Annotated in this window: 22 protein-coding genes and 1 riboswitch; of the genes, 7 read left to right on the forward strand and 15 right to left on the reverse strand. The window is 46.5% G+C overall.

The features are described 5' to 3' along the window. Positions 1 to 29: 29 nt before the first annotated feature. A riboswitch (SAM riboswitch) is annotated at positions 30 to 187 on the forward strand. A 116-nt stretch (positions 188 to 303) separates the two neighbouring features. Both mtnK and mtnA read left to right on the forward strand, forming a co-directional pair. Further along, complete coding sequence (mtnK, locus tag V1498_RS15560; protein WP_409294594.1) at positions 304 to 1506, forward strand: S-methyl-5-thioribose kinase; 1203 nt, start codon at positions 304 to 306, stop codon at positions 1504 to 1506. Between the two features lie 60 nt (positions 1507 to 1566). Continuing rightward, positions 1567 to 2613 (forward strand): S-methyl-5-thioribose-1-phosphate isomerase, encoded by a 1047-nt coding sequence (gene mtnA, locus V1498_RS15565; RefSeq protein WP_409294595.1) that lies wholly within the window; start codon positions 1567 to 1569, stop codon positions 2611 to 2613. A 61-nt stretch (positions 2614 to 2674) separates the two neighbouring features. Here the strand turns inward: mtnA and V1498_RS15570 are convergent, their stop codons facing one another. Further along, positions 2675 to 4861 (reverse strand): PAS domain S-box protein, encoded by a 2187-nt coding sequence (locus V1498_RS15570; protein WP_409294596.1) that lies wholly within the window; start codon positions 4859 to 4861, stop codon positions 2675 to 2677. A gap of 244 nt (positions 4862 to 5105) precedes the next feature. Between V1498_RS15570 and V1498_RS15575 the strand changes: the two genes are divergently transcribed. Together V1498_RS15575 and V1498_RS15580 are read left to right on the forward strand one after the other, a co-directional pair. Next, positions 5106 to 6158, forward strand: a complete 1053-nt coding sequence (locus V1498_RS15575; protein ID WP_409294597.1) for an acyltransferase family protein — start codon at positions 5106 to 5108, stop codon at positions 6156 to 6158. Between the two features lie 319 nt (positions 6159 to 6477). Continuing rightward, on the forward strand, positions 6478 to 8223 hold the full coding sequence (locus V1498_RS15580; protein ID WP_409299314.1) for a B12-binding domain-containing radical SAM protein: 1746 nt from the start codon (positions 6478 to 6480) through the stop codon (positions 8221 to 8223). Between the two features lie 93 nt (positions 8224 to 8316). Here the strand turns inward: V1498_RS15580 and galU are convergent, their stop codons facing one another. The 12 genes from galU to V1498_RS15640 all read right to left on the reverse strand — a co-directional run bounded on the left by galU (position 8317) and on the right by V1498_RS15640 (position 19822). Beyond that, positions 8317 to 9195, reverse strand: coding sequence for a UTP--glucose-1-phosphate uridylyltransferase GalU (galU, locus tag V1498_RS15585; protein ID WP_409294598.1), 879 nt, complete (start codon positions 9193 to 9195; stop codon positions 8317 to 8319). 292 nt (positions 9196 to 9487) lie between these two features. Continuing rightward, positions 9488 to 10663 carry a teichuronic acid biosynthesis protein TuaH gene (gene tuaH / locus V1498_RS15590; protein ID WP_409294599.1) on the reverse strand — a complete coding sequence of 392 codons (1176 nt, stop codon included), beginning with the start codon at positions 10661 to 10663 and terminating at the stop codon, positions 9488 to 9490. A gap of 13 nt (positions 10664 to 10676) precedes the next feature. Continuing rightward, positions 10677 to 11435: a teichuronic acid biosynthesis protein TuaG gene (gene tuaG / locus V1498_RS15595; protein WP_409294600.1), complete on the reverse strand. Its 759-nt coding sequence runs from the start codon at positions 11433 to 11435 to the stop codon at positions 10677 to 10679. 19 nt (positions 11436 to 11454) lie between these two features. Further along, the gene (locus tag V1498_RS15600; RefSeq protein WP_409294601.1) at positions 11455 to 12132 is read right to left on the reverse strand and encodes a hypothetical protein; all 678 of its coding nucleotides are present in this window, start codon (positions 12130 to 12132) and stop codon (positions 11455 to 11457) included. A gap of 17 nt (positions 12133 to 12149) precedes the next feature. Continuing rightward, a complete protein-coding gene (gene tuaE / locus V1498_RS15605; RefSeq protein WP_409294602.1) occupies positions 12150 to 13613 on the reverse strand; it encodes a teichuronic acid biosynthesis protein TuaE in 1464 nt (487 codons plus the stop codon). Between the two features lie 3 nt (positions 13614 to 13616). Further along, entirely contained in the window at positions 13617 to 14552 is a 936-nt protein-coding gene (locus tag V1498_RS15610; protein WP_409294603.1) for an NAD-dependent epimerase/dehydratase family protein, read from the reverse strand. A gap of 12 nt (positions 14553 to 14564) precedes the next feature. Beyond that, positions 14565 to 15908 (reverse strand): UDP-glucose 6-dehydrogenase TuaD, encoded by a 1344-nt coding sequence (gene tuaD, locus V1498_RS15615; RefSeq protein WP_409294604.1) that lies wholly within the window; start codon positions 15906 to 15908, stop codon positions 14565 to 14567. Positions 15909 to 15932: 24 nt separating this feature from the next. Next, complete coding sequence (tuaC, locus tag V1498_RS15620) at positions 15933 to 17126, reverse strand: teichuronic acid biosynthesis protein TuaC (RefSeq protein WP_409294605.1); 1194 nt, start codon at positions 17124 to 17126, stop codon at positions 15933 to 15935. Then, the gene (gene tuaB / locus V1498_RS15625) at positions 17123 to 18577 is read right to left on the reverse strand and encodes a teichuronic acid biosynthesis protein TuaB (protein WP_409294606.1); all 1455 of its coding nucleotides are present in this window, start codon (positions 18575 to 18577) and stop codon (positions 17123 to 17125) included. The genes tuaC and tuaB overlap by 4 nt, the downstream gene beginning before the upstream one ends. Before the next feature lies 1 nt (position 18578). Next, on the reverse strand, positions 18579 to 19217 hold the full coding sequence (locus V1498_RS15630) for a sugar transferase (protein ID WP_409299316.1): 639 nt from the start codon (positions 19215 to 19217) through the stop codon (positions 18579 to 18581). A gap of 283 nt (positions 19218 to 19500) precedes the next feature. Next, complete coding sequence (locus V1498_RS15635; RefSeq protein ID WP_409294607.1) at positions 19501 to 19656, reverse strand: hypothetical protein; 156 nt, start codon at positions 19654 to 19656, stop codon at positions 19501 to 19503. A gap of 4 nt (positions 19657 to 19660) precedes the next feature. Next, complete coding sequence (locus V1498_RS15640; protein WP_409291942.1) at positions 19661 to 19822, reverse strand: hypothetical protein; 162 nt, start codon at positions 19820 to 19822, stop codon at positions 19661 to 19663. Between the two features lie 179 nt (positions 19823 to 20001). Here V1498_RS15640 and glcD point away from each other — a divergent pair, with 179 nt between their 5' ends. The 3 genes from glcD (at position 20002) to V1498_RS15655 (ending at position 23062) form a co-directional block, all read left to right on the forward strand. Continuing rightward, positions 20002 to 21414, forward strand: coding sequence for a glycolate oxidase subunit GlcD (gene glcD / locus V1498_RS15645; protein ID WP_409294608.1), 1413 nt, complete (start codon positions 20002 to 20004; stop codon positions 21412 to 21414). Next, a complete protein-coding gene (locus tag V1498_RS15650; RefSeq protein WP_409294609.1) occupies positions 21411 to 22745 on the forward strand; it encodes a (Fe-S)-binding protein in 1335 nt (444 codons plus the stop codon). The genes glcD and V1498_RS15650 overlap by 4 nt, the downstream gene beginning before the upstream one ends. A gap of 125 nt (positions 22746 to 22870) precedes the next feature. Further along, a complete protein-coding gene (locus tag V1498_RS15655; RefSeq protein WP_409291941.1) occupies positions 22871 to 23062 on the forward strand; it encodes a small, acid-soluble spore protein, alpha/beta type in 192 nt (63 codons plus the stop codon). A gap of 51 nt (positions 23063 to 23113) precedes the next feature. On the opposite strand, the gene V1498_RS15660 is transcribed toward V1498_RS15655, so the two are convergent. Next, positions 23114 to 24277 (reverse strand): anti-sigma factor domain-containing protein, encoded by a 1164-nt coding sequence (locus tag V1498_RS15660; RefSeq protein WP_409294610.1) that lies wholly within the window; start codon positions 24275 to 24277, stop codon positions 23114 to 23116. Next, positions 24274 to 25026, reverse strand: coding sequence for an RNA polymerase sigma factor SigI (sigI, locus tag V1498_RS15665; RefSeq protein ID WP_409294611.1), 753 nt, complete (start codon positions 25024 to 25026; stop codon positions 24274 to 24276). Before sigI ends, V1498_RS15660 begins: the two co-directional genes overlap by 4 nt. Positions 25027 to 25311 lie beyond the last annotated feature (285 nt).

The raw sequence follows: 25311 nt of genomic DNA on the forward strand, positions 1-25311 counted from the left end.
AAACGGATGGCAGTCTTAATTTCATACTACTCTTATCAAGAGCAGGCTGAGGGATATGGCCCGATGAAGCCCAGCAACCGACCGTAATACCATTGTGAGATGGGGCGCGATTAAATGAATGCGCCTGAATGTTCAGTAAGGCACGGTGCTAATTCCTGCAGGAACCTTGGTTTCTGCCAGATAAGAGGTGCAAAGCTGCTCTTTTCGCCTCTTTCTGTATAAGGAAGAGGCGTTTTTTTATGGAAATCCGGATTAAAAAGTTATATTTTGGGATCAATTGAACCCGCCTAGGAGGAATGGAAAATGGGAGAAAGCATACAAGCATACGAGCCGTTGAGCGGGCCTGCTGCCATCGCCCTGGTTATCCGGTTAGGATTATTTGAAGAAGGAAGCTCACTTTCTTGCAGCGAAATTGGGGATGGAAATTTAAATTATGTATTTCATATAAAAGATTCACTGACTGGCAGGGGGATCATCATCAAGCAGGCTCTTCCATATGCGAAGGTAGTCGGTGAATCCTGGCCGCTCACCCTGAAGCGCGCCGTGATTGAAGCGAATGCACTGAAGATATTCGGCAGCTTCTGCCCTGAGCTGGTACCTGAGGTCTATTATTCCGATGAACAGCTCGCCGTTACAGTCATGGAAGATCTGTCCCGACTGACCATTGCCAGGACAGGGTTGAACGCGGGGCAGGAATATCCTGAATTGTCCAGGCATATCGGCCAGTACCTGGCAAAGACCTTTTTTTACACCTCCGACTTCTTCTTGGATCCCGGGAAGAAAAAAGAATTTGCCAGGCAATTCACAAATCCGGAGCTTTGCAAAATCACCGAGGACCTGGTGTTTACCGACCCATTTTTCGATCATGAAACAAATGATTTTGAAGAGGCTCTTACACCCGATGTCCAAAGCCTTTTTGCTGATCAGCCCTTAAAGGTTGAAGCCGCTAAGCTGAAAAGGAGCTTCATGACGGAACAGGAAGTACTCCTTCACGGAGACCTCCATACAGGAAGCATTTTTGCAAGTCCTGCCGAAACAAAGGTGATTGATCCAGAGTTCGCATTCTACGGCCCTGCAGGATTTGACCTTGGCCAATACCTCGCTAACCTCCTGTTTCAGGCCATCTCCAGGACGGAAACTGGAAAAGAAGTTATATACCATCATCTTGATGAGGTATGGAGCACGTTCAAAACTATATACACCGGGCTCTGGCATGATGAAGGAAATGAAATATACTGCACCACCCCAGGCTTTTTGGAAGCTGTACTTGAAAAGACCTTCCGGGATGCCCTTGGCTTTGCGGGCTGTGAATTGATCAGACGTACGATCGGCCTCGCCCATGTTCAAGATCTGGACGGAATCGAAGATGACAGCGAAAGGCTTGCAGCAAAAAAATCTGCTTTAAGAATCGGGAGAGAGCTGATCCTCCGCCGCGGGCAGATTGACGACATTAACGGTATTATCAAGACCGCTCAAGAACAAATGAAGGCTGCCGCCTTTTCATAATGCATAACACCTTAACGGGAAAATAGGAATCGCAGTATCATGAGAAGGAGTTAATCAGATATGCAAAAAACAGCACTGCCTCTTTCCATTCAATGGAATGATACACATATAACGATACTGAATCAGCAGGCTCTTCCGCAGAAGACCGAATACCTGGAGCTTCACACCCTGGAGGATGTCTATGACAGCATTGTGACGCTCAAAGTCCGCGGAGCTCCGGCCATCGGAATTACAGCGGCCTTCGGGACGGCACTGGCTGCTGGGGCATTGGAGGATGAAGACTTCCATGAATTCAAAATAAAGGTACAATCGGCCATTTCCTATCTGGCCGGATCGCGGCCTACCGCAGTAAATCTGTTCTGGGCTTTGAACAGGATGGAATCGGTCCTTGCCGGGGCTGTCACCGTGAACGAAGCAAAAACTGACCTGGTACATGAAGCCCTGAAAATATACCTGGAGGATGAAGAAACCTGCCGGCAGATCGGCGAGTATGGCTTATCCCTTTTTAAAGCCGGCGACCGGGCGATGACCATCTGCAATGCCGGCGGAATTGCGACTGCAAAGTACGGAACTGCCCTGGCCCCTTTCCACCTGGCAGCTGAAAAAGGCATGAACCTGAAAGTGTACGCCCTGGAGACCCGCCCTGTTCTTCAAGGTTCCAGGCTGACAGCATGGGAACTTATGGAGGCCGGTGTGGATGTTACATTAATCAGTGACAATATGGCCGCACATACCATCTTTACAAAGGATGTCACCGCGGTCATCGCAGGAGCTGACCGGATAGCCGCAAACGGAGATACCGCCAACAAGATCGGGACATTCGGCCTTGCCGTACTGGCTAAACATTTCAATATTCCTTTTTATATTGCAGCCCCTTCGAGCACGTTTGATTTGTCGGCTGCATCCGGAGCATCCATTCCGATTGAAGAACGAAATCCGGAGGAAATTACCCATATTCACGGCAGCCGCATCGCCCCGGAGGGTGTTCATGTTTTTAATCCAGCATTTGATGTGACCCCGGGAAGTCTGATTACGGCTTTTATAACGGAGAAGGGGATCATTCATCCCGACTACGGGCAGGAAATCAAAAAGGTAATAAATCGATAAAAAACCAAGGGAGAAGCTCTCCTTTGGTTTTTTCCCTGCCTGCCTTTTTGTGGTGCCGCTGTTATGACATATCTTCTTCACGTCCATCGACCGGGAGATGGATATGGAAGGTTGTTCCTGCACCTTCTTTGCTTTCCACATAGATCCATCCCTTGTGCTCCTCGATGATCTTGTAGCTTACCATAAGCCCAAGGCCTGTGCCCCGTTCCTTCGTGGTATAAAAAGGTTCCCCTAATTTCTTGATTTTTTCCTCCGGGATTCCCTGCCCCTGGTCACTGATTGAGATCCTGACGAATTTGTCCATGTACTCGTCAGTTTTTATGGTGATGACCCCGCCTTTTGGCATGACTTCGATCGCATTTTTGATAATATTTATGAATACCTGCTTAAGCTGATTTCCCTCGCAATAGATTTTCTCCACCTTTTTGCTATAGAGAGAATCAAATTGTATATTCTGCATCAACGCCTGGGCTCTCATCAATTCAATGGTATCCATCAGTATTTCTTTTACATCCTTCTGAAGGAACTTGACTGCCTGCGGTTTAGCAAGCACGAGAAACTCGGTAATGATGGACTCAATTCGCTGCAGCTCGGATTTTATCACACGGAAGTATGTTGTATAATCCTCCTGGATGCTTCCTTCCAGGAGCTGGATGAATCCTTTGAGAGCGGTCATTGGATTCCTTATTTCATGGGCAATCCCGGCAGCAAGCTCCCCTACTACATTCAGGGTGTCCGACTTCCTCAGCTGTTCCTGCATCTCAAGCTGACCCGTCACATCCCGGAAAACCGTCAAGGAAAGACCGGTATTGATTCTGGTGGAAAATTCAATATGCTTGATTGTGCCATCATGATAATGGATGGGAATGATGGAACTGCTGAATTCAAATTCGTTCAGCTCCTCCAGATATTGCTCGAAATTACGGGCATTCTCCGGCATCAGATTGATCAGGTCATAGATGGAATGGGCCGGGATGCTTTTTGGGATATCGAGTATTTTTAATCCAGATTCATTGATATCCGCAATCCTGCCCGAACTGTCCCAGAGAATGAGGCCGTCAATCGAATCTTCAAATACCTTCCTGAATTTTTGTTCGCTTTTCCTGAGCTGGAGCTCCATCTGATATTTTTCGCTGACATTGCGGAGGATGGTGATGACATGATCGTCCTCCTCATGGATCCGTGAAGTGAATTCCAGGAGCTTCTTCTGTCCATTTCCCATCAAAAAGAACATCTCTGCCCGGATGGCCTTCTTTTCCTGCAGCTCCTTCTGCAGATAATAGTACCGTGCATCCCTGGTCAGGACAAAGTCTGACATTCTCATGCCGATCAAGTCCTGTTTTTTGGTTTCAAAGATTTTTGCCGCTGATTGATTTACATGCTGGATGACGCCATCCTTGTCATAAAAGACAATGGCATCGAGAGCCTGTTCGAACAAGTCAGTAAAATTCCTTTCACTTTTCCGGAGCTTCTTTTCTATGCTGAGCCTTTCTGTCACATCCCTCATAATACTCATATAAAGCCCGTTCAGCATATTCGTGCTTGTTATATATTCATAATGGGTGCATCCCTTAGCATGGTGGAAGACTACCTCTCCTTCAACAGATCCATGCTGGTCCACCAAAAGTTTTTCAGCCTTCCATTTCTCTCTGTACGCCGCATCGACAAAATCATCGATGCATTTGCCGAAAAGAGCCTCCTTTGCTTCTCCGACAGTACGGCAGAAGGAAGGATTCACATCAATTATTTCCCCGTCTGTATTGAAGATTACGATATTATCGACCGCCTGGTTCAAGAGGTCTGCAAACATTTGGACGGAGATATTCCGCTCCTGTTCCCTTCTCTTTTGGATGGTGATATCTTTGATGCGGTAGATCCGCTTTTCTTCCAATTTATCCAGCGTCGCTACATATTCGGCATATTTAACAGACCCGTCACCCAGTTTGATGGTCCACTCATCGGAATACACGCCTTCCTTCTGAAGCATGGTATTCTGGTATTTCCGGATTTCCTTTGGCACAAGCTGAAGAAATTTATCTAAGTAAAGCCGGTAAAGCTCGTTTTCCTGAAGGTTGAACAGCTTACAGGCCAATCCGTTCACATATACAATTTGATCATCTTTGTTCACTATGATGAGTGCATCCGAAATCACTCCAAAAAAATCATAGTACATTTTCACCTGCTGCCTCAAAGACAGCACCTCTGCCTGACATTCTTTTAATTCCTCTGAGTAAATTGCTTTAGACAAAAAAACACACCTCCGCCTGTCCATGGTAAGGGCAATTCCTTTTTTCTGACACTATTTATTCTACATACTTTTACAAAAATCCTATTAAATTATGAAAAAACAGGAATTATTAACTAATTTAGGCTTGCCATCCTGAATGAGGCCATAGGGGCAGGACCTCCCATTGATAATCATCAGGTTTTCCCTTATAGTGGTACGGGTAAATGAATACTGCTTTTGACAAGCCTTACACCAGGAGGACATTATGAAAGAGCGTGATTTTTTCTTCGACAATGCAAAATTCATTCTAATGGTGCTGGTTGTGTTCGGCCACCTCTTAAGGACTTATATAGAAGACAACGAGATCATCTATACCATTTACAAGGTGATTTATACCTTCCATATGCCTGCTTTCATCCTTGTTTCAGGATTTTTTGCAAAAGGAATCTATGAAAAGGGCTATGCGGGGAAACTGGCAAAAAAATTGATCATCCCTTATCTGATTTTTCAAGTGATTTATACGGTTTACTACTATTATCTATATAACAAGCAGGAAATTACCTTCAATCTGCTGGACCCGCAGTGGGCGCTCTGGTTCCTGGTCAGTTTATTCTGCTGGAACCTCATGCTTCCCCTGTTTGCTAAGCTCGGGACCTGGCGGGGTTTGGGACTGTCACTCATAGCAGCACTCGGTGCAGGCTATATCAATGAAATATCAAATTTTCTCAGCCTGTCGAGGACGCTTGTTTTCTTCCCGGTTTTCCTGCTTGGCTATCACCTCGGCAAAGAAGATATCAAGCAGCTGATGTGCAGCAAGGCCAGGATCATTTCTGCACTAACATTCGCTGCAGTCTTTACCTGGTTCTACGTTAATAAAGACATCGATTATAAATGGCTTCTTGGGTCCAAGCCGTATGACGAGCTCGGCGGGGCAGAGGTATTCGCCATGTTCAAGCGGCTGGGATTGTATGGACTCAGCCTGGCGATGGTGCTCAGCTTCTTTTCATTCGTGCCCAACAGGAAATTTTTCTTTACCAATTGGGGAAAGCAGACTCTGTATGTCTATCTGCTTCATGGTTTCTTCATCAAGTTTTTCAAAGAAAGCTCCCTGCACAGCTTCTTTACAGATGCCGAGAATTTCATCATGCTGGCGGGTATATCACTGATCATCACCATTGCCCTCTCAAGTAACTTAATTGCTTCACTTGCACAGCCCATCATTGAACTCCGGACAAACAGGCTGAAATTTCTGAAGGTCAAAACAAGAGTCTACTTTCAGTTCTTAAAGAATCAATTAAGGAAGCCATTTCATGGCTGAAAAACGGCGCCTCCTTAGGTGCCGTTTTTGTGTTCCCCTTTTCCCAAGCTGGTTTCGCCTGCACAGGGTGATTAGCGTGTGAAACTCACGGTCCAGCTGCAATGCTTCCGCCCGCAGGCGAGAAGCTCACCGCGCGCCCCGCAGAAGCAGAGCACCTTACGTTCCATTCAGCAATCATATCCAATACTCTTCTTATTGTTTACGAAATGCCTGGCAAATTGCAGGGAAATAGGAATATCCCCCCGGAAAAATGGTATAATAAGAAGTTAAGTCAGCCTATTACCCGAGAGGAGTGTCATGCGTACATAACGCAGCTCACATGAATATTATCTGTACTACCCTTAATGCCAAGTATATCCATACCAGTCTATCCATCCGCTATCTAAAAGCCTGCGCGGAGCCTGAATACAATGTCGGCATCGCTGAATACACCATCAAGGATCCCGCCATCAATATCGTAACGGACCTTTACAATAAGAATCCCGATGTCATCGGCTTCAGCTGTTATATATGGAATATTGAAGAAACGATAAAAGTCATTTCTATCCTGAAAAAAATAAAGCCTGAACTGACGATCATCCTCGGCGGTCCGGAAGTAACCTATGATGCCATTCACTGGCTGGACAGGATCCCGGAAGCGGATTTCATCGTCATCGGTGAAGGCGAAGCCTCCTTCAAACAACTGCTTATCCAGCTTGATGGAAGCCGCGATTTCTCGGCCATACCCGGCCTTGCCTACCGGGTAGACGGCAAACATAAAATTCAGCCGGGGGCTGCAAAGCTTGATTTGAGGGAAATGCCTTCTCCCTATCGTTTTGTTGAAGACATTCCCCATCTGTCCAAACGTGTGATTTATATCGAAACCAGCAGAGGCTGTCCCTTCAGCTGCCAGTTCTGCCTGTCATCCATCGAGGTTGGCGTACGCTATTTTGACAGGGAAAAGGTGAAGGAGGATATCCGTTACTTACTGGCAAACGGTGCGAAGACCATCAAGTTCGTGGACAGAACTTTTAACATCAGCCGCAGCTACGCTCTTGAGATGTTCCAGTTCCTGATTGACGAACATGTGCCCGGCAGTGTCTTCCAATTTGAAATAACGGGGGATATCATGAGGCCGGAGGTCATCGAATTCTTGAACCAGAATGCCCCCGAAGGGCTTTTCCGATTTGAAATAGGTGTCCAGTCAACCAATGATCCAACAAACGAGCTTGTGAAAAGAAGGCAGAACTGGGAGAAGCTTACCCGTACCGTCACGATGGTCAAGGATGGAGGAAAAATAGACCAGCATCTCGACTTGATTGCCGGGCTTCCTGAGGAGGATTATGAAACCTTTAAGAAGACCTTCAATGATGTATTTGCCCTGAGGCCCGAGGAGCTCCAGCTAGGATTCCTTAAGATGCTTAGGGGGACCGGCCTTAGACATACCGCTGCGCAGCATGGGTACATCTATATGGACAAGTCGCCATATGAGATCCTGGGAAACAATCTGTTGAGCTTTGAAGATATTGTAAGAATCAAACAGGTTGAGGATGTTCTGGAAAAATACTGGAATGACCACCGGATGGACCGGACCATGGAGTACCTGGTTTCCCATGCATTTCCCACCGCCTTCGACTTCTTCCAGGAATTTGGTTCTTACTGGGAAGAGCGGGGCTGGTCAAGAATTGGACATCAGCTTGAGGATCTTTTCAAACGGCTTGAAGAATTCCTCGCCGCAAGTGTCAAGAAAAGCCCCGCTGCTGATGGCCTGATGAGATATGATTATCTGGCCGGCCATAAGTATAAGCCTCGCAAAACCTGGTGGGAGACCGGCCTGACGAAAGAAGACCGGAATGAAATTTACAGACAGATCCTGAAAAACCCACAATTGCTCGGCACTGAGTTCAGTCTCCTGTCCCTCGGTGAGAAGGAGCTTCATAAGCATACTATGGTAGAGAAAATAGAGTTCGATATTGCCGCAGGCACCGCAACTCCCTCCCTGCTGATTGCCTATTTCCCTCCTTCAGGAGAAGGAGCGAAACTATTTACAGTATCCGAACATGAACTAAGCCTCCATGCGGTTTGAGGCATTATACGTCAAAAAATCCTCCTGCAGCTGCAGGGGGATTTGCTTTTGTCAGGTTCTATAACCGCTAACACCCTGGCTGGCCTGCAGGAATCAAGCCTGTTCTGCCCCCACAAGGAGTTCGTCCATCAGGCTGATGATTTCCTTCCTCAAACCTGGATCCTGCATCGCAAATTCTATCGTTGTTTTGATAAAACCGGCTTTTTCCCCGACGTCATAACGTCTGCCCTCAAAATCATAGGCAAAGACGCGCTGAATTCCATTCAGTTTTTCAATGGCATCCGTAAGCTGGATTTCCCCGCCTGAACCCGCTTCATGTTTCCCTAAAAACCTGAAGATTTCAGGAGTCAGGATATATCTTCCCATTATCGCTATATTGGAAGGAGCAGTGCCTGGTGCAGGCTTTTCCACAAGACCCTCAACCTGAATCCGTCTCCCATCACGGGAAGCGGGACTGATGATCCCGTATCTGCCGGTGCTTTCTTCGGGTACAGACTGAACCCCAATCACCGAAGCTCCAGTTTCTTCATACACAGCGGCCAGCTGTCTCAAGCATGGCACATCACTTTGCACAATATCATCTCCAAGCAAGACCGCGAAGGGTTCATCGCCTATGAAGCTGCGGGCACACCATACAGCATGTCCCAGGCCCTTCGGCTCCTTTTGCCGGATATAATGAATATCAAGATTCGAGGACTGCTGGATTTTTTCAAGAAGTTCAAACTTTTCTTTTTCAATGAGGTTCTGTTCAAGCTCAACAGACTTATCGAAATGATCCTCGATTGCCCGCTTCCCCTTGCCCGTCACAATGATAATGTCTTCTATGCCGGAGGCGACAGCCTCTTCAACAATATATTGAATCGTGGGTTTATCCACAATCGGAAGCATTTCCTTCGGCATTGCTTTTGTGGCTGGAAGGAATCTCGTTCCAAGCCCGGCTGCCGGTATAATTGCTTTTCGGACCTTTTTCATGGCTAATGCACCCCTTGTGTTAAAAGTACTTTTTATTACTATCCTTGCGGTACTTCGGGTAAACAAATGAATAATACAGGATCGCCAGAAAGCAGAAAGTAACATGAACAAGGAACAGAAGATTTAGAAAGTGTAACATCTCATTCCTCCCGCCAGGAATTTTCAAACAGGTATTGCTGGCTGATAGATGCTGCCTGTGATATTCACCCTCATTCTACCTTTCCTTTAAATATTTACCGTTACCTCAATGTTAATATTTCGTAAACCCGCTTTATAAGCTTCCCTCTGATCTTTACAGTGCTCTCGGTTTTGGGTATTCTTCCAAAACGATCCCGGCCATCCTCTCAAATACAGTTTGCCAATCGAATGCTTTAGCCAGTTGTTTTCGTTTTCCTTCGGTTTCCTTATCGGAAATAGCAGCCATTTTTTCGCATGATGCTATAAAAGCCTCTGCACCGCTGAAATGGAGATGAGAGTATACCCCTTCTCTGCTGTATTTTTCTGTTGAAGGAAGATTGACACCCACAACAGGCTTGCCTGCAGCTAAAAATTCAAACAGCTTGAGAGGAAATACGGCCCTGTTATATGGCGACTCTTTGTAAGGCATGATGCCGATATCGATAGCGTTCATATATTTTGGAACTTGATCCGGCTCGACGCTTCCTGTCCAGATTACATTGGACTCTGCTTGAAGCTCTGTAAATGCCCTATCTCCCTTTGTTCCGTCAGGGCCGACAAATAAAAACAGCCATTCCGGCTTCAATTGTGCCGCTTCTTTTATCAATTCAAAGTCCAGTTTCGGTTTAATGCCACCGATAAATCCTAGAACAGGTCCGTCAAAGGCGGCCGGGACTATATCTGCTTCCTCTGTCTCATCCGCAAAAAGGTGGTATTCAACTCCATTTTCAAAGGTAAAAATTCCTTCTCCTTTGAAATCAGAGCTTGCAGTAATATGGGCAGCAAGAAAGTCAGACGTACAAAAAATATGATCAGCACTGCCTGCAATCCGGCCTTCCGCACCAGAGATGACCTTTTGCCGGAAATCCATCAGCCATGAACGTGACCCATCAATGGAAGAGGCCCAGAGGTCACTGCAGTCGTATACGATCTGATCCCAGTCAATCTCTTCTGCAAGGCATGGAAACCCAGGAAATGTATACCACAGCGAACAAATCGTATCACCTGGCAGTTGTTCAAGAAATTCCCGGATCCCCCGGAGTTTGGCTTTATAAAAAAGATCCACATACCTGCCGAACCGGAAAACTCTATGCGGCAGAAGGTCAGGAATTACCCACTCTGTCAGGCCGCCGGGCAGCTCCCGTACTGATTCCTGTTTTCCAGGACAAAGCCAGATCACTTTTTCTGTCCCTTCCTTTTTAAGCAAAAATTCAGCCAGTCGGTGCCGCCGGTACCTTAACTGATCCTGCCCCCATGTTCCAGCTGCAACGACCACATGTACATATTGCATTCTAAATCCCCCTTCAAAACCGTTTCAGCACAGCATGTACCGCATAATTGGAAAAACACCAGCAGGCTTTCGCCAGGTGAAGCTTTTCAACCTTGCGATAAACAAACCAATTCATCTTTGCGGCTTTCCATTTATTTTGCGAAATAGAGCTGTTTCCCGTCCTGTACTCGGCCAGGACCTCATTAAGACCGAAAGCGGTATGACCTCTTCTTAAAATGGAGAGCCAGGTTGCAAGGTCTTGTCTCGTCCGGATATCCGGCATCTCAAAAGAGCCGGTCCTCTCTAAATCAATCATGACAGTCAAACAGCCGACAATCGTGTTCTTCAGCATCTTTTCGTAATTGATTTCAAGAGGGGCATCGACAAGCTTGTGAAGCGGGGTACCATCTTCTGAAATCATTTCATACGCTGTGAATGTAAAGGCATATTGGTTCAACTTCATGAATGCAAGCTGTTTATCCAGTTTTTCCGGCTTCCAGAGGTCATCACTATCCAGGAAGGCTACATATCTTCCACCTGCCTTTTTCAAGGCAGCATTCCTGGCGGCAGCGGCACCGCTGTTTACTTCTAGAAAGACTGGCCGTATCCTTGGATCTTCCAAAGCAAAACGGTTGATTATATCCCGCGTGTTATCTTTCGAGCAATCATCCGCAATAATCATCTCCCAATTCTGATAGCTTTGTCCCAATACAGATTCAATGGTTTCTGCAATATAATCTGCCGCATTGTAGGCAGGAGTGATAATGGAAATAAGCGTCTGTTCCTGATGCATGCAAGAGTACCTCCTGTAGTTAAACTTTCCTTACGAATTCTGGAAGCAAGAGCCATAAAAATGCCAGTGTAAGGCCGATCAGCACTCCAAGAACCGCCCTTTCCTTTGAATCAAAGCCCGGGGCTGAAGTATGTCCAAGATCATCCGGCAAAAGAAAGGATGCCGGCCTCAGCGACATTTCTTCCGTCTTCAATTCATAGAGAAAGCGCTGCTGATCCACTTTCGCATCCGGCCCTACCGTTTTCCCTTCGAGCGCCTGGATGGAATCTGTTATGATCTTTTGCTTTTGCTGAAATCTCTGGCCGTCCATCTTTAAAAAGGCCCGCTGAACTGCATGCATGATCATTCTGGTCTCTTTCTGGGGCAGATTACGCACATCAAGTCTGATGCTTTGTTCTGAGATGGGTGTCACTGATAAATTCTTCAGCAGGATTCCCTGATGTTCCTCCCAGACACTCCTGGTATACTCTTTATAGAATCGGGGACTCGACAGGAGGGCGATCACTTTTTTCGAATCATTCAGCTCTGGCAGACCATAGCTGCCAAGAGTGATCAGTGCTTCTCCCTCCTGCTGCTGTGCCTCCCCGGTCCCGGCGGGAATCAAATACCCTGAACCCCCGAGGAGGACAGGAAGCAGACAGATTACAAGAAGGTACCTCCTCGCTCTGCCCAGTATTCTCTTGCCTAATGTCTCCATATCTGCAATGCTCCTTATCAGGGAAATCTTGATTCTCTATGTTTCAATACTGAAACAAGGGCGATCACTATGCCCAGGAGTACCCAATGAAAGTAAAGATTCATAACTGAGCTAGGGCTAATAGAAGAAACCAGGAAGCCGGCAAGGGCCGGCAGGCAGGCTTCTATCAGCATCCTGCCTTTTTTGGTTTCGCTGCCATGCACACGGAACAGGATGATCATTAAGCTTCCATACATGATGACATAGCCCCCAAAGACAAATATCCCAAAGCTTCCCAGTATTTCAGCCAGCCAATTATGGACTTGAAGGACTGCACCTGTATAGTAAATCGGTTCATGCTCCAAATAATATGGCAGATTCCCGGCACCTACCCCGAAGCCGAGCGATCCTGTAAAATACATAAAGGTGTTCTTAAGCAGGTTAATCCTGGCTGTATTGGAGGGCAGAACTCCATAGGACTGGAGTACTCCGCTTTGAAAATCAGAATAGAGTGCAGGCAGTTGATACAGGAAGAACAGCACTCCCACAGCTAAAGCGGCTGTTACAAAATAGACAGCTGCTTTCTTTAATGTACGCGGCAGGATTATCATCATATAAACAGCTAATCCAGCTGCCGCCCCAAGAAGGCTTGCCCGTGATTCAGTCAGATCAATTAAATATATGGACAGCAGGGCCAGCAGGCAGCATCCTGCCTTGATGAAGCCATTGCCAACATTCTTTGCTCCACTCAGGTAAAAGAAAAAGGTGATGGTCAAAAAAGCTGCAAAATCATTCTGATTGAAAAAAACAGATGTTGGATAATTCAATTTGTATGATGGCCCGCCATACAGGGAAGAAGTAGGAAGCTGGTAAGCAGCAGCATGATTGTATACTCCTATAGCCATTAAAAGGGCAGACATGGACATCCAGATGACACAAGCCGCTATCAGCCTGTTAAGCGTGGTAAAGGTAAATACCGCCAGGAAGATAAAAGCCGTCCCAAAGCAAAGGAGAAACCAATACTTGATGCCTTCTGCCGGATCCTTTGTCCACAGAAGCGAAAGCATTCCGTATCCAATCCAAAATAGGAGAAATAAAAGCGTCCCTTTTACTCTGGTATTCTCCCAATACACCGGAAGCACTTTATCACCCATTACGTGCCAGAGGAAGAGAAGCACACTCCCTCCCAAAATAATTCTGTAGAGGAAAAGGGTGACAAACCCCAGGTCCAAACTTGGACCGGATTGATTCAGGAAAGCCGCAGCAAGCAGCAAATATACAGCAAGCATCGAAACTGCGCGCCTGGACATATACTTTTTCAGCCATATAACAGCAAGGACTGCCATACAGAAGGCTAGGGCTGCAATGAAAAAGACAGATACTCCGGCCCAATAACACACAGCACCCAGTCCGAAAAGGAGAAGGGACGCTGTCTGCGCCCCCCGCACCGCTCCCTGCAATCCTTTAACTCCAGACTGTGAGCCTGGATTAAGCAGCTGCATGGTTTACAAAGACCCTGCCGGCTGGTTTAAAGTATGCTTAAAGGTTTCCTGCAGACCTGACGTTATATCAAAGGCCGGTTCCCAATCGAGCAGGATCTTTGCCGCATCATTAGTCAGCAGGCTGTGGCGGATATCCCCTTTCCGCTCTTCACGGTATTGGGCTTTTAAGGCTGTGCCGTTCACTGTGTTGATCGTATGTAACAGCTCATTTATGGAGATGGACTTTCCGGAGGAAATATTCACCGAAATATTCCCTTCCGGATCGATGGCTTTTACATTCGCAGCGGCTACATCCTCAACAAAGATAAAATCCCGGGTTTGTTCTCCGTCCCCGAAGATAACAGGCGCCTGTCCGCTTTGGATCCGGTCGGCAAAAATAGCGACTACACCGCCTTCTCCCTTCGCACTCTGCTTAGGTCCATAGACATTGCTGTAGCGGAGAATGCTGAATGCAAGGCCATATAGCTTGTTTGCAAGCTTCAGATAATTTTCCACCGTCAGCTTTGTTAGTCCATATGGCGACTCCGGCCTTGTCGGATGGTTCATGGACACAGGCAGTGCTACAGGATTTCCATACACAGCTGCAGAGGATGCAAAAACCAGCTTCTTCACCCTGCTTTTTACGGCCGCTTTAATCACATGCAGTGAGCCCTTTACATTTACTTGCTCATCATACACAATATCCTGGATGGATTCCGCGACACTCACCTGGGCAGCCTGATGGATAATATAATGAGGCTCGAGAGATACAATCAAATCCATTACCTCCGGACTTGTGATATCACATTCATATATGGAAACATCCAGGCCCCTTAGATTCTCCCGTTTTCCCGTGGAGAAGTTATCTATAACGGCAACCTCATACCCTTTACGGAGCAATTCCTTCACAATATGCGAACCGATAAATCCTGCACCGCCTGTAACGACTGCTCTTTTCATCCAGATTCCTCCCTATATCACACTCGATATCATATTTTTCTCTCTTTGTACGGCAGGCCGTCCTACCGACAGGTAAGTCAGCCCTGATTCCTGCATCTCATTCAAGTCAAAGATATTGCGCCCGTCCACAACGATTGGCTGTCTTAAAACCCGTTTTAATTTAACTAGGTCCATTTCTTTGATTTCTTTCCAATCGGTTAGGATGATACATGCATCTGTGTTTTTCGCTGCATCATATAAATCATCTCTGAATGCACAGATCTGGCCAAGCTCCCTCTCTGCTTCTTCTCTTGCAACTGGATCATAGGCTTTAACAAAAGCTCCCATCCCAATCAGCCGGGGGATGATGTCCAGTGCCGGCGAATATCTGACATCATCGGTATCAGGCTTAAAGGCAAGCCCCAGTACTGAAATGGTTTTACCCTTCAGGGATCCAAGGATTCCCGCAAGCTTCTCTACGAGCCTGTCCCTTTGAATCCTGTTCGTTTCCATGACCGCCTTCAGTAAATTAAATTCATAGCCGCAGTCTTCAGCTATGCGGAGGAGAGCTGCGGTGTCTTTTGGGAAACAGGATCCGCCGAATCCCACACCAGCCTGCAGAAATTTCCTTCCAATCCTGGTATCGAGGCCTATTCCCTCGGATACGCGTCCTACATCGGCCCCCACACGCTCGCATATATTGGCGATGTCGTTAATAAAAGAAATTTTTGTGGCCAGGAAAGCATTCGCGGCATACTTGATCATCTCGGCACTCTCCACAGACGTCTTCAGGATGGTCTTCGTAAATGGTTCATGAAGTTCCGCTATCGCTTGATAGGCATAATCACTAGATGTTCCAATCACAGCCCGCTCCATATTCATCGTTTCATAGATGGCAGCTCCCTCCCGGAGAAATTCGGGATTTGATACGATATCGAAATCTTGACCCTCCACTGCATGTTCCTTGATGATCCCGGCAATCATTTTACCTGTGCCCGCAGGGACGGTGCTTTTGGTTACAATGATTTTATAGCCATTTAAATTTCGGGCAATCGTCACTGCCGCTTCCTTGACGAAGGTCAGGTCTGCTTCCCCGGTATCAGACATCGGAGTACCGACTGCAATAAAGATAATGCTTGCTGCCTGGACTGCATCAGGAATACGGGTAGAAAACTCAAGATTTCCCATCCTGGTATTTTTTGCAATAAGCTCTTCAAGGCCCGGTTCATGGATCGGCATGATGCCAGCTTTCAGGCTTGCAATCTTTTGCTCATTGATATCACAGCAGATCACCTGGTTTCCGGCTTCGGCAAAGCAAGTTCCGGATACCAATCCTACATAGCCTGTTCCAATAACAGTTATTTTTTTCAAAGTCATCGATCCCTTCCGAATTATTGGCTTTTATATTAATACGCCCGCACCCTGTATGACCCTGCTGTATTCTTCCTTTAAAAGAAAGGCGTTCCTGCCAGCATGGTAGTGTTCATGAATCTTTTCAAACAGCTCCTTTTTCATGGCCTCCAGTTCCATGCCACCCTTTAAATATCCAGTGATACGTTCCGCGAGCTGTTCCTCTTGGCGTGGTTCAATCAGCAGCCTGCTGTATTTTCCAAACAGATCAGGCAGGCTTCCCACAAGAGTCGCGGCCACAGGAAGCTTTAAGGCAAGTGCTTCTATTACAACGGTCGGCATGCCTTCTGTATACGAGGGAAGTGCAAATACATCACTGGCGTTCATATAATCCCTGATTTCCCGATTTTCCACTTCGCCTGTTAGAAACAGCCTGTCACCTAACTCAGGGTATTCCCGCAATCTTGCAGCTGCCGGCCCTGCACCTGAAAAGACGACGGCTGTATCGGCACTGAGTCTCTTTAGAGAATCAGCCAATTCAAATACCCCTTTTTCCCTTGTCAGCCTTCCTGCAAATAATACAATCTTCTTATCCGGAGGAAGGCGAAGGCGCTTTTTGGTGACAGCCTTGGGTTCCGATGTAGTCTGGAATCTGGCCAAGTCCACCCCGAGCGGCAGGATCGAGCTGTCCCTTCCTGAAATGGAGAGGGCCTTTTCCCTCAGTGTCCCCCCGACACATAAGACCGAATGGGCATCCCGCATAGAGTGTATGAAAGCAGTCCTTGCGCTCCTGCTGTAATGAGGATATACATTCACATCGCTTCCATGCAGCGTCAGCAGCCACGGCAGGCCGGTACGTTGTGACAGAAGCCTGGCTGCCCCTCCGGAAGGCATCGCAAAATGAGCGTGAATCAAGTCCGGTTCCATTTCTTCGATTATTCCAGTCCCATAGACTGCCTCAGCAATCCGCTTTCCAGGCTGAGCCCAGCGGAGCTGTCCGGGCAGTGCGGTATATTCCGGACGGAGCACTCTAATTCCGTTCCTGATATACTCTTTTGGAACTTCTCCAAGTTCCCGGTGCCTTTCTTTAAGCGGGAGAAGTGATGATATCCGTTTCGGCACGGGGCATACGACAGTCACCTCAACCCCAAGTTTTGTCAGGGCCTTTGCCTGGGTTTCATGGAAAACGCCGCTCCCAGGCTGAATTTCGCTTGGATAGGCACTGGTTATCCAAAGTGCTTTCATAAAGACCTCCCATTTTTGATAAACTTTCTGACATGATAGGGATATGCTGCGGCCAAAAGGACGAGATATAAAGCGGCAGCCGAAAGAATAGAAATAGCCAGAGATGGCAGAATTCCTGCTGAAAAATAGCCGGCTGATATATTCCTGGCACCAACTGCGGCGGCTGAAATGAACAGTGACAGCAAAGCAGGCTTCTTCAGGGCATACAGATAACTCCCCCACTTCAATCCAATCAATTTAGAAAGCAAGTATCTTCCCAGTATAAAGTTCACCAGACTTACACCGGTATAGGTCCAGGCAACAGCTTCAAGGCTGCCTGACTGTACGGCCGCAAATAAGGAAGAACCATATAATAAGAGCATGCCGGCATCCCAATAGAAGGCAAGTTCCGCCCGTCCCTTTGCAAGCAGGATGGCTCCACTCGGATTCATCAGCACTCTCAATGCTCCCACTATTGTCATGATCTGCAGGATGGGTACGGCATCCAGCCACTCCTCTCCGAAGACGGTAAGGATAAAGGGACTCGAAACCGCCGCCAGGCCGGAAAGCATCGGAAATGCCGCCAGGGCCAGAATCTTCGTGATTAGCAAGTACCCTTCCTTCAGCGTTTTCGGACTGTCCTGGTTTTTTGAAAAAACAGGGAAAGCAACTCTTGTCAAAATCGGGTTGATTTTCAATACCGGAATTGTGATGATCTGATAAACAAGATTGTAGATTCCAAGGGCCTCTGCTCCCATAAATCTTCCGATCAGAAACACATCCATATTAGAGGCAGCCCGGTTTACAAGCCTTGATAACAGCTGGAATCCTGCAAACCTGATGATGGTACGGCATTCATTCAGTCTAAAAACAAAAGCTGGGCGCCATGTTTTACAGGATAATGCCAAATACATGAGACCTCTTATGGAATAGAGGGCAGTTTGTGAAATCACGAAAGCGTAGAGCGGCTCTATACCAGCTGTCAGGATCAAAAGCACTAAAAATGATATGACGGCAGCTCCTGCCTCGATCTGTCCCAGTTTTTTAAATTCAAGATTCCGCTGAAGCAAATATTGGCTTTGCTGCCCGAATGGTGCTGCCAAAAAGAGCAGGGACAATATCTTGAGCAGATCCGGGAGCTCCTCCTGTTTAAAGAAGATGCCGGCAAAGGAGCTGGATAAGAATAGAGTGATACATATCAAGAACCCGCAGAATACATTCATCCAAAACAGGCTGGATAAAAGATCTTGAGTTACTTCCTTAAGCTGGATGATGGCCGATCCCGCGCCAAGATCCAATATAATCTGTGCAAATATCAGGATGGCCGTCACTATTCCCACCGCCCCGAATTCCGCCGTGGACAGGACATTCCCCAGGAATAGAAATTGAATGATCTGGAGGGCGGTAATGATTGCAGTGGATATTGCGGTCCACCTGCTCCCTCCGGCAAGATCGCCCCTCATGGTTCCCATATCAGCGGGCTCCTTCTCCGGTGAAGACAATTCTGAAGGTTTTCAGCAATATCTTGACCTCCAGCTCGAATGCCAGGTTTTGAATATATTCCAGGTCATATTTAAGCTTTTCGCGCGGTGTGATATCGTAGCCGCCATTCACCTGTGCAAGCCCGGTCAAACCCGGCTTCACAAGAAGTCTGTTCTTGAAACCGTATATTTCATTGTTAAATTGTTCAGTAAACACCGGCCTCTCCGGGCGCGGGCCAATCATGGACATATCTCCTTTTAGCACGAGAAGCAGCTGGGGCAGTTCATCAATTCTAGTCTTCCTGATAAATTCCCCTATCTTAGTGATCCGCGGATCATTGATAACTGCCCACTTTGCACCATGCATTTCGGCATCATTCCTCATCGATCTGAGCTTAATGATTTTAAAGCATTTGCCGCCCTTTCCGACTCTTTCCTGGAAGTAAAAAGGAGATCCCGGCGATTCCAGTACAATCAGCACAGCAAAGATTATAATGAGGGGAAAGGTCAGGAAAATCCCTGCCCCCGCCAATGTGATGTCAATGAGCCTTTTAATTACAAGATATTGTGCTGCCTTTCTTGAGAGTGAGGGGTGCCGGACTTGAACTTCCTGGTATGGATACGACTCGATGACTTTTTCTGTTCTCACTATTGACTCACCTCTTAAGACGGATAGAATTGTTAACCTATGTCGAATTATAGGGAGATTCTTTATAGCTGGTATTGAGAGAAAATAAATAATTGTTAATGTTTATTAAGAATTTTCAAACATTTTAACAAAGAACGCTCCTCCTTTTTGACTAGGGGGCCGGTCTCCATCTGCTTTTTCATAATTAAGCCTGTCACAGTCTTAACGTTTCTTTACTATTTTTACAAAAAAGATACCGGCAGCATCGCTTCCGGTATCTCGAGTATTAATTATTTTGTTTTTCTTCAGACCTTTTAGTGTTTGATGAATTCAGGGCTTCATATATTTTGGATGTATTCATATCGCCTGTCAGCTCACTGCCGAATTCAACATGGGAGGCTGGCTGAGACGTTTTTCTCTGATAGCGGAGCTTCTGTTTCATAGAATTATCCTCTTCCCTTTCTTCCCTGCTTTGAATTACGGTTTGCGCCCTTCATGATATTCTCGCCGTGGGCATACTCTGTTGAAAATTCTGCTTCCTCCAAATTTCTCTTTGGTGTTTTGCTTGATTTTGCAGCCGCATTAAACTCTGCTTTCCTTTTTGGCATGTTATATCCCCCCTTCATATAGGATAGGCTGATGTGCCGCATTTGTATTCGTTCCATTTATCTCTATAAATTCCTGAAATTTAAATTCACAATTTATACGATAATTTTAAAAAATCGTTTCAGAATGAGATATATTTTGTATAATTTAAAGCAAGACACAATAAGACGGAGGAGATCGTTTGATTACAGCCGAAGCGAAACACAAAATTGCCTCTGTGGCGGGACCTGAAAATTTTGATGATACCGCAGCCGGGCGGCTGGTCTATTCCTATGATGCCACCCCGCAGTTCCAATCGATGCCGGATGCGGTGGTGAGCCCAAGAAATACAGAAGAAATCTCACGGATTGTTAAAATATGTGCTGAGTTTGGTATCCCTATTGTACCAAGAGGTTCGGGGACCAATCTGTGTGCAGGAACCTGTCCCACTGAGGGAGGCATTGTCCTGCTTTTTAAGCACATGGATAAGATACTTGAAATTGACGAAGACAATTTGACCATAACTGTCCAGCCCGGCTGTATAACTCTTGATTTAATACATGCAGTTGAACAAAGAAATCTTTTTTATCCGCCCGACCCCAGCTCCATGAAAATCTCGACAATCGGCGGCAACATCAATGAAAACTCCGGCGGTCTGCGCGGTCTGAAGTATGGGGTAACCCGGGATTATGTGCTGGGTCTTGAGATTGTCCTGCCAAACGGGGACATTATCAGGACCGGAGGGAAGCTTGCCAAGGATGTTGCCGGCTATGACCTGACACGTCTGTTTACAGGCTCGGAAGGAACACTTGGCATCATTACAGAGGCCACTCTAAAGCTTATCCCGCCGCCAGAGACTACAAGTACCCTTCTTGCTCAATATCAAGATATAGAGGCGGCTGCACGGAGCGTTTCCAAGATTATTGCCGCAAAAATCATTCCAGCCACCCTTGAATTCCTCGACCAGCCTACACTGGAAGTGGTCGAAGACTTTGCCCGTGTTGGACTGCCGACAGATGTAAAGGCCGTCCTGCTGATCGAACAGGATGGTTCCCCTGAACTCGTCGGTAAGCATATGGACAGCATCGCTGAGATCTGCAAACGTAACGGAGCAGTAAGCGTTCAGCTGGCAGAAAGCGAAGAAGATGCCGACAGGCTGAGAACCGCCAGGAGATCTGCCTTGTCGGCCCTTGCAAGACTGAAGCCGACAACCATCCTGGAGGATGCAACCGTCCCCCGGTCCGAAATTGCTAAAATGGTCATGGCCATAAATGAAATCGCTGTCAAATATAATCTGAAAATCTGTACGTTTGGCCATGCTGGTGATGGTAATCTCCATCCTACCTGTCCAACGGACTCAAGAGATAAGGAAGAAATCCACAGAGTGGAAAAAGCTTTTGCAGAAATATTTGAAAAAGCGGTGGAACTTGGCGGGACCATAACAGGGGAACATGGAGTAGGAGAAATGAAGGCACCCTTCCTCGAATTAAAGCTTGGAAGTGCCGGAATCGCCGCGATGAAACACATTAAGCAAGCCTTTGATCCTTTAAATATTATGAATCCAGGAAAAATCTTTGCGAAGGAAGCCAGGAAAAGGGTGGTGATCTCTAAATGATCTCATCTTTAGAATCAAAAGCCATTTCAGAAGAATTCAAAGTGAGAATGGACGAGGATGAGCTCCTTAATTGTATGAGATGCGGATTCTGCCTGCCTTCCTGCCCTACTTACATTGCCTCTGGGAATGATGAAGCCCAGTCACCGAGAGGCAGGATTGCCTTAATGAAAGCCGTGGCAGACGGGATTATTGACTGGGATGGAGATGTGGATCGTTCATTAAGCCAATGTCTCGGCTGCCGCGCCTGCGAACCAGTATGCCCGTCCGGGGTGAAATATGGACACTTGCTGGAGGAAGCTCGTGACATTATCCACCAGAACAAAAAGCACTCCGCTCCGGTCCGCGCAGTCAGGAATACCGTTTTTAACGGTTTGTTTCCCCGGCAGGACAGGATGCGGCAGCTCACCGGTCTCATTGGCCTTTATCAAAGTTCGGGCCTGCAGCATGCAGTGAGGAAAATCGGTTTTTTAAAGCTGTTTCCCGGCAATCTGGAACAGATGGAAAAAACTCTCCCCGCTGTTCCGCGAAGGAGGGAATTGTCAAAGAGACCACAATACCTGGAACCGGACGGCAAAAAGACGGCCCGGGTCGCCTTTTTCAGCGGCTGCTTAATGGATACTTTATTTCTGAAGACAAATGACCGCACAATGAAATTGCTTCAGCTTGCAGGCTGCGAAATAGTCATACCCGAAAATCAGGCCTGCTGCGGCGCTCTTCATGGCCACAGCGGTGAAAAGGAAGGTGCAAAAGAGCTGGCAAGGCGGAACATCCTGGCTTTTGAGGAACTGCACGCTGATTATATCATCACCAATGCCGGAGGCTGCGGCGCTTTTCTGAAGGATTATGACGTCCTGCTGCAGGATGATCCCGCATGGGGAGAACGTGCGGTTTCTTTCACAGAAAAGATTAAAGACATTACCCAGATTTTGTTTGAAATGGACTTCCACAAAAATTTTAACCTTTATTTAGAAGGGGGAGTCATAACCTATCAGGATTCCTGTCATCTTAAAAATGTGATGAAAACAGAAAGTGCCCCGCGTCAGCTGCTGAAATCCATAAATGGGATTGAATTTCGTGAAATGAAGGATGCAGGAAGCTGCTGTGGTTCGGCCGGGGTTTACAATATCGTGGAGCCGGAGATGTCCATGAAGATCCTTGATAGCAAGATGAAAAACGTCAGAGATGTTGTTCCAGATATGATCGTCACGGCCAATCCAGGCTGTCTGCTCCAGATGAAGCTTGGAATCCAGCGGGAGGGGCTGGAGGAAAGGATAGAGGCTGTGCATATCGCAGATCTTCTGTACCTGGCAGCTGGCCAAAAAAGTATATAACGGCCGGAAAAGGGAAAAACACCAAAAAGTTTTGTGCATTCTGCTTCATACTATCCTCATTCACTCTGCATACTAGTACTACAGAGAATTTGATTCTCTGATGCTGATTATGCGGAGGTAATACGATGGCAAGAAGAAATTCACTGCTGGTGCCTGGCGTAGAACAATTCCTTGATCAATATAAATATGAAATCGCTCAGGAATTCGGAGTAAACCTTGGCGCTGATGAAGTATCCCGTGCCAATGGCTCTGTGGGCGGAGAAATCACAAAACGCCTGGTTGCTCAAGCTCAGTCACAGCTAAATGGAAACCAATAATAATTGAATAACATGGTCTAAAAAAGAGGCCGGCATTCGCCGTCCTCCTATCTATTTACCCTTCTTTTCCTTATGTGGATGTTCAGGCTTTGGTTTTCCCTTTTTATCTTTTTGCTTTTCTTTTGGTTTTTCATTTTTTTCTTTCATTGGTGGAGCTGGTTTCACATGTTTATGGGGTATCCCTGGGGAAGGTTTTTCCCTGGATGCATGCTTTGGGGCGTTGTGAACCACTTTTTCATATTTTTGTTGTCCCTGCTTTTTCTCTTCAGCAGCCTTGTTTTTATGTCCGCTGTTTTGCTTTTTGGGCTTTTCCCGGCCCGGCGGAGATACCGGCTTCTGCTTATTTTTACTCCATGCAGCAGGGTGCTGCTTGTTTTTATTAGCAGCTGCAGGGTTCTGTTTATTTTTGTCGGCTGTGACGGCCTTCTCCTGTTCGGCACCGGCCTTTGGTACAGCCTGTTTTACCGCCTTATCCTGCTTAATCGGCGTCCTGCCGTTTTCTTTTACCCTGGAAGCTTGGGGAATCTTATCTTTTGGCTTTTTTGTTTCCCTGTCTTCCCTCTTTTTCATGTATATACCTGTTGAAACACCCTTTTCCTTTGCCTTAGTGCGGTCGGCAGGTGTAGCTCTGATGGAAGTGACTTTAGTGGATGGGGCTTCTTTTTTTATATCGGCTTCCGTTTTTTTAACCGAATCATTCAGTCTGCTTTGCAGTTCTTTGGAATCATCAAGCGGTACAGCCGCAAGGATGATTTCATCCTCATCCTTCAAGTATCCGCTCTTCCTGCTTTCTGCCAGGATAATATCCATGACCTTTTGGACACTTTTGTCCTTCCAGCTGGCAAGACGGGTTTTCAGCTTTTTTCCGTCACCATTGAGTCCATGGAGATTAATGACCTTCAATTCGTCATCTAAGCTAAGCTCAAAGCTCGGGTTTACATCAAGAGTCATGTAGGCTGAAGCTTCCTTTGAAGAAAACATCGGAAGCAATCCAAGTATCAGCAGGAACACAGCAGCTGCGGACAGAAGAACCGCATTGCGGCGTCTCGAAAAATTTACTTTTCCAATCCTCTTGCCCTCATGCACCGGGTTAAAACTGATTTCCTCACCCACACTATAACTGCCATGCTCATTATATGCCTTAAGAAATTGGCCATCAGGGGTTAATAATGTTACAAAGCGGCTGTTGATGTCCATGACGATGCCTTTTTTCATTCTTCCAGCACCCCTTTTATATAATCCTTCATAAATATATAATCCCCAGATAATATTAGTGCAATTGCTATGATATATTTTCGGTTGCGTTCAATGGTTTTGCGGCTGACCGCCACCCGCTTTTCCAGCTGCTTGATCGGCAGCCGTTTTTTCTCAGCCAGCAAATCACCAAGCTCTTTATCCTCTGCAATCAGCATCGCTATAGAAATAGCGTTTTTTCTTGCATCAGCATGCTTGGGGCCGTTCTCTGCCAAATCGCTGAAAGCGACTTCGTACCCGGCAAGCTCAGCCTGGAACCTCATGATTTCTTCTCTTCTCCGTTCAGCCTCTTGATGCTGGTTATATTCATCCAATGACTTTTCAGCATCGTAAAGCTGCTCTTTTTCAAGATTATCATCCCTGCCGGCAAGATCTGCGGAAAATTGGCGGTGTTTCGCCTGGCTCCTGATATAATCGATGATTCTCCTTTTAATCAGGGTTTCTGCAAATGAAAGGAGAGAACGCCCTTTATCAGGACTGTACTTATCGATGGCTTCGTTGAAGGCAATAAGACCAATGCTAAATTCATCATCTGATTGGTGGATGTATCTTTTGCAAACAGACGAAACAGTTTTTGCAATAAATGGCTTAAAGCTTTCGATTAATTCGTTGCGGAGAGCGCCGTCACCTCTTTGGATGTTTAAAATAGTTTCATCCAGTGATTGCTTCCGTTTAAAAGCGGTAAATAACAAACTTAGCATCAGTCTCACCCCTATCCATACCGAACATTATATCATAGAGTACAATATTATATTCTAAGGATAGGCTTTTAAAAATCCAGCCCCGAAAGTGCTGATTTTGATATCCTGCTTTGCTTTTGCAGCAGTCCCGCCTGAACAATGCCTGCATCACTTCATCCCGCTTAAGTGATCAATCAGTCCATTCCTCCTCCCTTGCCTGCTTGAAATATGTAAGCGGCCCGCCAAGAACACCTATACGCTGGCTATCTGTCCTTTTAAGGGGGTAATGGGAAAAATATAGCATTCTACGCACTA

The organism is Paraperibacillus marinus, assembly GCF_046237605.1.
Classification (GTDB): Bacteria; Bacillota; Bacilli; order Bacillales; family DSM-1321; genus Paraperibacillus; species Paraperibacillus marinus.

What these genes read in the sequence shown, in the direction of transcription:
- tuaG (WP_409294600.1), bottom strand. Translation starts at nt 11,435, where the DNA reads ATGCATCAGGAACAGACGCTTATTTCCATTATCACTCCTGCCTACAAT.
- galU (WP_409294598.1), bottom strand. Translation starts at nt 9,195, where the DNA reads ATGAAAAAGGTCCGAAAAGCAATTATACCGGCAGCCGGGCTTGGAACG.
- V1498_RS15580 (WP_409299314.1), top strand. Translation starts at nt 6,478, where the DNA reads ATGAATATTATCTGTACTACCCTTAATGCCAAGTATATCCATACCAGT.
- V1498_RS15610 (WP_409294603.1), bottom strand. Translation starts at nt 14,552, where the DNA reads ATGAAAAGAGCAGTCGTTACAGGCGGTGCAGGATTTATCGGTTCGCAT.
- V1498_RS15650 (WP_409294609.1), top strand. Translation starts at nt 21,411, where the DNA reads ATGATCTCATCTTTAGAATCAAAAGCCATTTCAGAAGAATTCAAAGTG.
- V1498_RS15575 (WP_409294597.1), top strand. Translation starts at nt 5,106, where the DNA reads ATGAAAGAGCGTGATTTTTTCTTCGACAATGCAAAATTCATTCTAATG.
- V1498_RS15655 (WP_409291941.1), top strand. Translation starts at nt 22,871, where the DNA reads ATGGCAAGAAGAAATTCACTGCTGGTGCCTGGCGTAGAACAATTCCTT.
- tuaC (WP_409294605.1), bottom strand. Translation starts at nt 17,126, where the DNA reads ATGAAAGCACTTTGGATAACCAGTGCCTATCCAAGCGAAATTCAGCCT.
- mtnK (WP_409294594.1), top strand. Translation starts at nt 304, where the DNA reads ATGGGAGAAAGCATACAAGCATACGAGCCGTTGAGCGGGCCTGCTGCC.
- tuaE (WP_409294602.1), bottom strand. Translation starts at nt 13,613, where the DNA reads ATGCAGCTGCTTAATCCAGGCTCACAGTCTGGAGTTAAAGGATTGCAG.
- V1498_RS15640 (WP_409291942.1), bottom strand. Translation starts at nt 19,822, where the DNA reads ATGCCAAAAAGGAAAGCAGAGTTTAATGCGGCTGCAAAATCAAGCAAA.
- tuaH (WP_409294599.1), bottom strand. Translation starts at nt 10,663, where the DNA reads ATGCAATATGTACATGTGGTCGTTGCAGCTGGAACATGGGGGCAGGAT.
- tuaD (WP_409294604.1), bottom strand. Translation starts at nt 15,908, where the DNA reads ATGACTTTGAAAAAAATAACTGTTATTGGAACAGGCTATGTAGGATTG.
- V1498_RS15635 (WP_409294607.1), bottom strand. Translation starts at nt 19,656, where the DNA reads ATGAAACAGAAGCTCCGCTATCAGAGAAAAACGTCTCAGCCAGCCTCC.
- V1498_RS15600 (WP_409294601.1), bottom strand. Translation starts at nt 12,132, where the DNA reads ATGGAGACATTAGGCAAGAGAATACTGGGCAGAGCGAGGAGGTACCTT.
- mtnA (WP_409294595.1), top strand. Translation starts at nt 1,567, where the DNA reads ATGCAAAAAACAGCACTGCCTCTTTCCATTCAATGGAATGATACACAT.
- V1498_RS15660 (WP_409294610.1), bottom strand. Translation starts at nt 24,277, where the DNA reads ATGAAAAAAGGCATCGTCATGGACATCAACAGCCGCTTTGTAACATTA.
- tuaB (WP_409294606.1), bottom strand. Translation starts at nt 18,577, where the DNA reads ATGGGAACCATGAGGGGCGATCTTGCCGGAGGGAGCAGGTGGACCGCA.